Raw genomic sequence first — 210 nt, forward strand, 5'->3', positions numbered from 1 at the left:
GCAGGGGAGACCCCATTCCCGCGGCGGCCGAGACAGGGACGGCGGGTCCGGGGAGGAGGAAGCGGCCGACGGGCCCGGTGCCCACCTGGTCCAGGAGCAGGGCGTTGCGCACCTCGTCGACCAGGTACTCGGCGACGCCCGAGCGGTCGGCATCGACGGCCAGCTGATACGGGTCGTTGGCGCCGTCGAGGCGGCCGCCCTTCTTGCCGG

1 pseudogene is annotated in these 210 nt (G+C 74.8%); it reads right to left on the reverse strand.

What is annotated here, in order from left to right:
• Positions 1-210 (reverse strand): annotated as a pseudogene (locus J0695_RS39345) (DUF4429 domain-containing protein); the annotation flags it as partial.

It is taken from the genome of Streptomyces beijiangensis (assembly GCF_017315755.1).
Lineage (GTDB): Bacteria > Actinomycetota > Actinomycetes > Streptomycetales > Streptomycetaceae > Streptomyces > Streptomyces beijiangensis.